General features: G+C 65.3%; 9 protein-coding genes. 4 read left to right on the forward strand and 5 right to left on the reverse strand.

Annotated features, from left to right (window positions below; all coding sequences use genetic code 11):
- Positions 1-224: 224 nt before the first annotated feature.
- The 3 genes from V7D81_RS22080 to V7D81_RS22090 all read left to right on the forward strand — a co-directional run bounded on the left by V7D81_RS22080 (position 225) and on the right by V7D81_RS22090 (position 3,357).
- Positions 225-2,627, forward strand: coding sequence for an ATP-binding protein (locus tag V7D81_RS22080; RefSeq protein ID WP_324320385.1), 2,403 nt, complete (start codon positions 225-227; stop codon positions 2,625-2,627).
- An 80-nt stretch (positions 2,628-2,707) separates the two neighbouring features.
- The gene (locus tag V7D81_RS22085; protein WP_324320387.1) at positions 2,708-2,998 is read left to right on the forward strand and encodes a type II toxin-antitoxin system ParD family antitoxin; all 291 of its coding nucleotides are present in this window, start codon (positions 2,708-2,710) and stop codon (positions 2,996-2,998) included.
- Positions 2,995-3,357: a type II toxin-antitoxin system RelE/ParE family toxin gene (locus V7D81_RS22090; RefSeq protein ID WP_324320389.1), complete on the forward strand. Its 363-nt coding sequence runs from the start codon at positions 2,995-2,997 to the stop codon at positions 3,355-3,357. The genes V7D81_RS22085 and V7D81_RS22090 overlap by 4 nt, the downstream gene beginning before the upstream one ends.
- 54 nt (positions 3,358-3,411) lie before the next feature.
- Here V7D81_RS22090 and V7D81_RS22095 read toward each other — a convergent pair whose 3' ends face one another.
- The 5 genes from V7D81_RS22095 to V7D81_RS22115 form a co-directional block, all read right to left on the reverse strand.
- Positions 3,412-4,968 (reverse strand): ABC transporter permease/substrate-binding protein, encoded by a 1,557-nt coding sequence (locus V7D81_RS22095; RefSeq protein WP_324320391.1) that lies wholly within the window; start codon positions 4,966-4,968, stop codon positions 3,412-3,414.
- Positions 4,965-5,765 (reverse strand): ATP-binding cassette domain-containing protein, encoded by an 801-nt coding sequence (locus V7D81_RS22100; protein WP_324320393.1) that lies wholly within the window; start codon positions 5,763-5,765, stop codon positions 4,965-4,967. Before V7D81_RS22100 ends, V7D81_RS22095 begins: the two co-directional genes overlap by 4 nt.
- A complete protein-coding gene (locus V7D81_RS22105; protein WP_324320395.1) occupies positions 5,762-6,700 on the reverse strand; it encodes a hypothetical protein in 939 nt (312 codons plus the stop codon). The genes V7D81_RS22100 and V7D81_RS22105 overlap by 4 nt, the downstream gene beginning before the upstream one ends.
- 284 nt (positions 6,701-6,984) lie before the next feature.
- Positions 6,985-7,797 carry an OmpA family protein gene (locus V7D81_RS22110; RefSeq protein WP_324320397.1) on the reverse strand — a complete coding sequence of 271 codons (813 nt, stop codon included), beginning with the start codon at positions 7,795-7,797 and terminating at the stop codon, positions 6,985-6,987.
- A gap of 27 nt (positions 7,798-7,824) precedes the next feature.
- On the reverse strand, positions 7,825-8,214 hold the full coding sequence (locus V7D81_RS22115) for a DUF4398 domain-containing protein (protein WP_324320399.1): 390 nt from the start codon (positions 8,212-8,214) through the stop codon (positions 7,825-7,827).
- Between the two features lie 200 nt (positions 8,215-8,414).
- Here V7D81_RS22115 and V7D81_RS22120 point away from each other — a divergent pair.
- Positions 8,415-9,628 (forward strand): TlpA disulfide reductase family protein (locus V7D81_RS22120; RefSeq protein ID WP_324320401.1); only part of this gene is annotated, 1,214 nt, incomplete at its 3' end.

Below are 9,628 nucleotides of genomic sequence, written 5' to 3' on the forward strand. Positions count from 1 at the left end.
AAGAGGCCGGCTGTGACCGAAGGAAATCCCGCGGGAAAGCCGGCCCCACAGTAAGAGAGAGGCCCCCACCCTGACCCTCTCTTTCTGTGGGTCAGGCTTCAGCCTGACATCCGAAAAGAGCCGGCTGAAGCCGGCCCCACAAGGGGAAGGCAGACACGGATGACGAGTCGCGGTCGACCGGCAAGAATGCAGTCCGCCCGCCCTCCGCCACCGGTCACCGCCTCATGCCCACGCTCCCCGCCTACGAAAAACTCGGTTCCTTCTACCTGGGCCGCGAAGTCGACCCCGCGACCGGCACGGACCGGCCCGATCTCCTCTTATACGACTCGCGCGACCTGACCACCCATGCCGTCTGCGTCGGCATGACCGGCAGCGGCAAGACCGGCCTGTGCCTGTCGCTGCTGGAAGAGGCCGCGATCGACGGCATCCCCACCATCGCGATCGACCCGAAGGGCGACCTCGGCAACCTGCTGCTCACCTTCCCGCAGCTGCGGCCGGAGGACTTCGCGCCGTGGGTCGACCCCGGCGAGGCCGCCCGCAAGGGGCAATCGACCGAAGGCTATGCCGCTGCCACCGCCGACACCTGGCGCAAGGGACTGGCGGATTGGGGCCAGGATGGCCAGCGCATCCAGCGGTTTCGCGACGCGGCAGACGTCGCCATCTACACGCCGGGCAGCACCTCGGGCCGGCCGCTGTCGGTGCTGCGTTCCTTCAGCGCCCCCGGCGAGGACCTGCGTACCGATGCCGGCGCGCTGCGCGAACGCATCGGCTCGACCGTCGCCGGCCTCCTGAGCCTGGTCGGCATCGAAGCCGATCCGCTGCAGAGCCGCGAACACATCCTGCTGTCCACGCTGCTCGATCAGGCCTGGAGCGCGGGCCGCGATCTCGATCTGGCGGCGCTGATCCAGGGCATCCAGAAACCGGGCTTCGACAAGGTCGGCGTGTTCGACCTGGAGACGTTCTATCCCGCGAAGGAACGCCTGCAGCTCGCCATGTCGCTCAACAACCTGATCGCCTCGCCCGCATTCGCGGCCTGGATGCAGGGCGAGCCGCTCGACGTACAGCGATTGCTGTTCACCGACGCCGGCAAGCCGCGCATCGCGGTGATCTCGATCGCGCATCTGAACGATGCCGAGCGCATGTTCGTGGTCACGCTGCTGCTCGGCGAAGTCGTCGCGTGGATGCGCCGCCAGTCCGGCACGTCGAGCCTGCGCGCGCTGCTCTACATGGACGAGATCTTCGGCTACTTCCCGCCGACGGCGATGCCGCCATCGAAACAGCCGTTGCTCACGCTGATGAAACAGGCGCGCGCCTTCGGCCTCGGCGTCGTACTGGCGACGCAGAATCCCGTCGATCTCGATTACAAGGGACTCTCGAACGCCGGCACCTGGTTCATCGGCCGGCTGCAGACCGAGCGCGACAAGGCGCGCGTCATCGATGGCCTGGTGAGCGCCGGTGACGGCCTGAACAAGAGCGAACTCGAAGCGCTGCTCGCCAATCTCACCGGCCGCGTGTTCCTGATGCGCAATGCGCACGACGATGCGCCCGTGCTGTTCCGCACGCGCTGGGCGCTGTCGTATCTGCGCGGACCGCTGACGCTGCCGGAGATCGCCAGACTCTCCCCCTCCACTTCTTCACCCCCTCCTCCGCGCGAGCGGGGAGGAGGCGTGCGAAGCGCGCCGGAGATCCCCCAGCGAGGGGAGAGGGCCGGGGTGGGGGCCTCTTCCGCGGCGACCATCACCAAACCCGTCATCCCCGCCGGCATCGACGAGTTCTATCTCCCCCGCGACACCGGCAATCGCTATGTCCCGCACCTCCTGGGCCAGGTCCGCCTGCACTTCGTGAATGCACCGGCCGGCATCGACGCCTGGGAAACGCGCTCGTATCTCGTGCCGGTCGAAGTCGACTCGGAACCGCAGTGGTCGCAGGCCGAAACCGGCGGCGATCTCAAGGCGCAGCTGCAGAAGTCAGCGCCTGCCGATGCGGCGTACGCAGATGCTCCGGCGTCGCTGCTGCGCGCCGACAGTTACAAGTCCTGGCGCAAGCAACTCGAAGCGCACGTCTATGAGTCGGCGGGACTCGACGTCTTCCGCAACGCCATGCTCGGCGCGACTTCTGCCGCCGGCATGTCGGAAGCGGATTTCCGTGCACGCATCGCGCTCAACCTGCGCGAGAAGCGCGACGCCGCGGTCGAAGCCCTGCGCAAGAAATACGCCCCCCGCCTGACGACGCTGCAGGACCAGATCCGCCGCGCGCAGGATCGTGTCGAGCGCGAAAGCTCGCAGCTGTCGCAACAGAAGATGTCCACCGCCATCAGCATCGGCACGTCCATCCTTGGCGCGTTCCTCGGGCGCAAGAAAATCAGCGCGACCAACATGGGACGGGTCGGCACGGCCGCACGCAGCGCCGGGCGCATCGGTCGCGAGAGCGACGACGTCACGCGCGCACAGGAGAGCCTCGAAGTGCTGCAGCAGCGCCACGCAGATCTGGAAAACGAATTCGAACAGGAAACCAGTCGGCTGCAGGGCGAGTTCGATCCCGCCGTGGCCGCGGTCGACCGGGTGCAGATCAAGCCGCGCAAGTCCGATATCGATGTGACGTTGCTGGCGCTGGTGTGGGTGGGCTGACGTTCAGCCGTGCAGCGCGTCTGGCCGCGGCCTGGACGATGGCATAATATGCCACTCTCTCTTCCCTCCGGGAAACGCACATGGGCACCCGCAACGTCGTCCTCACGGATCACCAGGAAGCGCTGATAGACGAACTCGTATCGAAAGGCTGCTATCAGAACGCCAGTGAAGTCCTGCGCGAAGGCCTGCGCCTCGTCGAGAGTCGCGCCGCCGAAGAGAAGGCCCGGCTCAAGGCACTCCGCGACGCCGCGCGCGTCGGAACAGACGACATCGATGCGGGCCGGTTTAGCGAGTTCAGCAGCATGTCGGATTTGCGACGGCACCTGGACTCGCTTGCCGCGCGCGCAGCTGCGTCCGCCCGTTCGCGATGACCGGCGCCCAGCGCCGCTGGCGGGTACGCCTTGCCGCTGCTGCCGAAAGGGACTTCGAATCGATCATCGCGTGGACGATCGAACATTTTGGCGAGGCGCAATCGATTGCGTATGCCGAGACGATTGGCCTGGCAATCGAAGCCCTGGCAGAAGGACCGTCAATCCCCGGCGCGCATGACCGCGATGACATTCTCAAAGGACTGCGCAGTCTCCACGTAGCTCGACAGGATCGAAAGGGGCGGCACTTCGTGATGTTTCGCGTCGCACGCGGAAGCACGGATGTCATCGAAGTGCTTCGTCTGCTCCATGATTCGATGGATCTTCCACGGCACTTCAGTCACGACGCCGACAAGCGCTGACGCAGTCCGCTCTTCGTGACTCGCTGGCTGGGACGAACGGCCGCGGCAGAACCGCTACTGCGACTTCGCGTCGATCTGCTGCACCAGCCAGCGCGCCGCGGCAGCGGGCGTCAGCTTGTCGCTCTCGCGATCGACCATCATGTTGGCCTCGCGCATGAGTTCGATGCTGACCTTGCCCAGCAATGGTTCGAGCGCCGCGCGCAGCACGGCATCGTCGGCCCGTCGCGGCGACAGCAGGATCACCGCGTCGTACGGCAGCAGTACCTGATCGGGATCGTCGAGCACCACCAGATCCTCGGCCGCGATGCGGCCGTCGCTGGAGAACGCCGAGATCACGTCGACTTCGCCGCTCGATGCCGCCTTGTACATGAACGTGGACTGGAACTGGCGGCGCGCCGCAAAGTGCAGTCCGTAGTGATCGCGCAGCGCGCTCCATTCCGGTCGCGCGAAGAACTCGAAGTCGCCGCCGATCTTCAGGTTCGCGGCATGCGCGGCGAGATCGCGGATCGTGCGGATGCCGAGTTCCTCGGCATGGCGGCGGCGCATCGCCAGCGCATAGGCATTCTCGAATCCCAGCGATCCGAGCAGTTCGACGCCGTAGCGCTCGTGCAGCCACTGCGCGGTGGTGCGCAGCACGATCTGCCGCGATGGCCGATCGGTGCGTTGCATGACGTTGGCCCAGAGCGTTCCGGAGTAGTCGACGTAGACATCGATTTCGTTGCCCGCCAGGGCGCGGAAAGCAATCGCCGACCCCAGCCCGGTCTTGCGGATCGCCGGCTGGCCCTGTTCGCGAATGCGATCGGCGAGCAGCGACGACAGGATGTACTGCTCCGAGAAACTTTTCGCGCCGACCACATAGCTCGGCGCGTCTTTCGCCAGTCGCGGTCCCACGGCGACAGCGCAGCCGAGTATCAGCAGGCCAAGCCCGAGGCTCACGCGCCAGGTGCTGCGCTTCACCGTTCCGGCTTCGATCAGGCCGAGCAACTGGTCGACCACCAGGGCCAGCAGCGCCGCCACGGCGCAGCCAAACAGCACTGCGACCCAGTTCTCCACCTGCAGGCCGGAGAAGATGTAGTTGCCGAGACTGGTCTGGCCCACGGGCGTCGACAGCGTCGCCGTGCCGATCACCCACACGGCGGACGTGCGCACGCCGGCCATGATCATGGGCGCCGCGAGCGGCAGTTCGACGCGCCACAACCGCTGCGCGTCGGTCATGCCCACGCCGCGCGCCGCTTCGATGACGGCGGGATCGAGATTCATCACGCCGGTGATGCTGTTGCGCAGGATGGGCAGTATCGAATACAGCGTCAGCGCGAGCAGCGACGGCAGAAATCCCAGCGCGGAGAAGCCGACGCCGAACATCTGCTGCGACAGCGCCGACAGCGCCAGCAGCAGCGGATAGAACAGCGCCAGCAGCGCGATGCTCGGAATGGTCTGGACGAGACTGGCGACGGCCAGCAGCGGCCAGCGGATTCGCGCACTGCGAATCGCGAGCAACGCCAGCGGCAGGCTGATGGCGATGCCGAGCGTCAGCGCCGACGCACTGAGCAGCACATGCTCGCCGAGGTAGGCGGGCAGCAGATGCCACGCCGCCAGCAATCGTTCGTTCATTGCGGACCTGCGCCGTTGACGGCGCGCACCTGCAGCAGCGCCTGCACGCGCTCGGCCTGACGACGCGGCATGTCCACCAGCGCGCGCACGCCTGCATCGTGATGGCCGATCAGCAGCTCGTGCGGCGCCTCGTTCGCCACGATGCGTCCGTCGCGCATCACCACGATGCGATCGGCCAGCAACAGCGCTTCGAGCACATCATGCGTGACCATCACGGTGGTCAACTGCATCTGCTCGTGCAGACGACGATATTGCGTGCCGAGCTGATCGCGCGTGAGCGGATCGAGCGCGCCGAACGGTTCGTCCATGAGCATGATGGCGGGACGCGACGCCAGCGCACGCGCGACGCCGACGCGCTGGCGCTGGCCGCCCGACAACTGCGCGGGCCGGCGCGTGGCGAACGTCTGTGGCAGGTCCACGAGTTCCAGCAGTTCCGTCACGCGTGCTGCGATCTGCGCCTCGCTCCACTTCAGCAGGCGCGGCGTGATGGCGATGTTCTCGGCGACGGACAGATGCGGAAACAGTCCGATGCCCTGGAACACGTAACCGATCCGACGCCGCAACCGGTATGGCTCGATGCTGGCCACCGACGTGCCGTCCACCGCGACGTCGCCGGCACTGATGTCGACCAGCCGGTTGATGGCCTTGAGCGTGGTCGTCTTGCCCGAGCCCGAAGCGCCGACCAGCGCAATGAATTCGCCGCGACGCACGGACAGCTCGATGTCGTGCACGACCGTGACCGGTCCGAACGCGACACTGACGCGATCGAGCCGGATGAAGGCGTCGGCGGCACTCACGGCTCGAGCGCGATGAGGGTTCCCTGGCCGGTTTCCACCTGCACGTAGCGCGCACCCACCGGCCGGTTGCGGCCGCTTGCCACCGTCACCACTTCATCGATGGGCATGGCGCGCGCTTCTTCCACCGGTCGCGACAGGAACAGGTCGGCATGCAGCAGGCCATCGGCCTCGAAGCCGGCGGTGTCGATGCCCAGTTCGGCGAGCCGGTCCAGGCTGTTCCTGAATTCGTCGGCATCGCGAAAGCGACGCTGCACGAACGTGGCGCCCGCGAGCCGCTCCGTCACCATGTCATGCGCCGCGAAAGCGCGGATGAACTGCTCGAAAGGAAACATGCGCAGAACGAACGATATCACCCAGGGCGAAGTATCCATCGCATCGAGCACCTGGGCGTACGTGCGCTCGGTGACGTAACCGACGGCGCCCGTCGACAGGATGACGTTCGCACTGCCGAGCACCGCGGCCTGCGGCGCCGTCAGGCGATCGGTTTCCAGATTCGCGACGACGCCGTCTTCGAGGAGACCCACCTGCTTCGCATAGTTCACCGCGGGCTCCGATACATCGAGGCCGATGAACCGCGCCTGTCCCATCTCGGGCCAGCTTGCGTAGAAATTCCGGTCGAGGCGCGTCAGCTCGTCGGTATCGAGCGCCATCATTTCGCGACGCGTATAGCGGCCGCGCAGCGAATGGAAGTTGACCGGAAAGCGATGCACGGCGGCGTTGATGCCGTAGGAACAGCCGACATCGAGCACCCTGGGCGTCTGCCCGCGCGCCTGCACGAACGAGGACAGGATCTGCCGGATGACCGGTTCGGCGAGATCGGGAATCATGTAGTCGAGCGCGCCGAGCGCCGAGAAGTAGCTGCGCGGATCGGGCTGTACGTAGATGTCGTTGAAGTTGGCCTTCGACAGATTGATGTCGACGTAGTTCTTTTTCATGAATGGCTCTCCCGGAGCTTGCCATTTCAGAACCCGCGGGCTGCACGATCGGCGCCGGATGCGGGGGCGTGGAGGACGGAACGGCGTGCCGCTGTTAGTGCGGCATTCGAAGAGTGCGTTCCGACGCGGGGCGCATGCTATCACGGGCGGGACGCCTTTCGGGGCGCAAGTCCGACATTGCGTCAGACTTCTTCCGTGAGTTTTCTCCGATTCTTATACGACCTGGTTCTATGCAATCGGCCTGCCTCTCTCCATCATCGAGAGAGACAGGCCGCAGAGTTCGACTACTGATCCGTCGCCACGCGCTGCCCGGTCTCTTCCGTGAAGATCAGTTCGACACGGCGATTCTGCTGACGTCCTGCCGCATTGTCGTTGCTGGCCACCGGCGTGCTTTCGCCCTTGCCCAGCGAACTGATCTGGCTGCCTGACACGCCCCGCTGCATCAGTGCCGATTGCACCGAGAGCGCGCGATTCTCGGAGAGCTGCTGGTTGAATTCATCCGAGCCGACGCTGTCGGTGTGACCTTCGATCATCACGCGACGATTCGGATCTTCCTTCAACGCCTGCGCGAGGCGATCGATGGTCGAATACGCGCCGGGCTTGAGCGTGGCCTTGCCGGTGTCGAAGAGCACATCGCCGAGCGTCAGCACCAGGCCGCGATCCGTCTTCTGTGCCTTCAGATCCTTGAGTTCCTGTTCGAGGCTTTGCGCCCGCTGTCGCGCGGCATCGGCTTCGCGGTCGCGGGCCTGCGCCAGCACGGCCTGCCGTTCGGCCTCGCCCTTCTGGATCTCTTCCTTGGCCTGAGCTTCGAGAATCTTTTCGTTGGCGATCTGCGCGTTCGTTGCCGCCAATGTCGCCTGATAGCGGATGTCCTCGACTTTGCCGCCCTTCTCCATCATGCCGTTGGCGGCATCGAGTGCCTTGCGGGCATTGGCGACGTTCTCCGCAGCAACGCCGGCGCGCGGCGAAGATTCCACTTGCGGCACGATTGCGCGTGCGGTTTCGAGTTCGGCAATGGGTTGATCGGGTGTCGAGCTGCAAGCAGCCATCGCTGCGGCCACCGCGATGCCGAGAATGAGATGGTGTGTACGTTTCATAGGTCGGACCTCGAAGAAGTTGCGCCGTCAGGGCTGCGCCGCGGGCCGGTTCGTTTCCTGCCGCAGCGTCTGGATGCTCGCGAGAAGTTCATCGGCGGCCTTGCGCGCAGTCGCGTTCTGCGACCTGGCGACGGCGAGCTGAGCGCTCAGCTCGGCCTGGGTCGCATAGCGTTCGGCCTTGACCTCGTCGTTGTCATCGACGGCCTTGCGCGCCTGGGCAAAGTAGTCCTTCGCCTGTTGCAGCTCGATGGCGCCGGCCTCAGAGTTGCCCAGCGTCGCCTGGGCCTGGTTGACTGCGGTTTCGCTACGCGCCACACGCTGCTTGGTCATCTCGTTCACGCCGCCGCAGGCCGACAGCATCAGCAGCGATGAAGTCGCAGCGGCGATCAGCATCGATGATCCGGAGGAAATGCTCATGATCGATCTCCACATCGCGTGTTGCCGCACGCGCCAGTTGAGTTGCGAAAAATGGGAGGACCCACTCCTGCAGGAAACAACGCACATTCGCAAAGGCCAGTTCCGCCCGGTAAATCAGGGTTCGCGCCGCGCGGCCCCCGTACTTTGCGCAACCGATCTTCGTCGGTAGAGTGACGACAGGTCTTTTCGGAAATCGCGTCATGATCCTGCTTCGCTCGTTTCTCCTGAGTCTGGCGCTGCTGTGCATCGGCGCCTGCAGCAGCCAGGTCGGCACGCCGACGATCGGCCACTATCGCGCCACGCTCGAATTGCCCGGCGGACCGGCACCGTTCGGCCTGGACGTGGCGCGCGAAGGCGATGAAGTGGTGCTGTATCTGATCAATGGCCGCGAGCGCACCCGCGTCCCGAATGTCACGCTACGCGACGGCGAACTCGCCGCGATGTTTCCCGGATACGAAAACTCCTTGCGCGCGACGATGCATCGCGACCGTCTCGAAGGCGCGGTCACCCTGATCAAGGCCGGCGGCGTCGAGCAGGTGATTCCGTTCAAGGCCACGCTGGGCGAGACAGGGCGCTTCTACGCCGAATCGTCCACCGACAACGCGGATGTGGCGGGCCGCTGGGAAGTCACGTTCACCGACGACGCGGGCAAGACATCACGAGGCGTTGCGATCTTCGAGCAGACCCACGACCGCGTGACGGGCACGGTCATGACGCCGACCGGCGATCATCGATTCCTCGAAGGCCAGGTTCATGGCGACGACGTGCACCTGTCGACGTTCGCCGGCGGTCTTGCGTACCTCTACAAGCTGCGCATCGAGAATGGCGCACTGGTCGGCGAGTACTGGCAGGGACTCAAGGGTCACGAGAAAGTCTCGGCGCAACGCAACGAGGATGCAGAACTCGAACACATCGCCACGACACTGAAGTCAGACCGCTTCGATTTCACCTTCGAGGATGTCGACGGCAAGCCGGTGTCGCTGAGCGACGAACGCTTCCGCGGCAAGGTGGTACTCGTGACGCTGGGCGGTACGTGGTGTCCCAACTGCCATGACGAAGCGGCCGTCCTCGTGCCGTTCTACCAGGAGCACAAGGATCGCGGCTTCGAGATCATTGCGCTGATGTTCGAGCGTCATGGCGAGTTCGCCAGGGCGGCCGCGGCCGTGCGCGGCTACCAGCGCGATCTGCACATCGACTATCCGACGCTGATTGCCGGTGTCGCCGACGACGAAGATCCCGAGCGTAAACTGCCGACCTTGAGCGGCGTCTATGGCTATCCGACCAGCATCCTGATCGATCGGCAGGGAAAGATCCGCAACGTGCACACCGGGTTCAACGGCCCCGCGACGGGGCAGCACTACGATGAGTACGTGCAGGAGTTCACGCAGCAGGTGAATGAGCTGCTGGCGGAGAC

The sequence above is a fragment of the Povalibacter sp. genome (assembly GCF_036735925.1).
Classification (GTDB): domain Bacteria; phylum Pseudomonadota; class Gammaproteobacteria; order Steroidobacterales; family Steroidobacteraceae; genus Steroidobacter.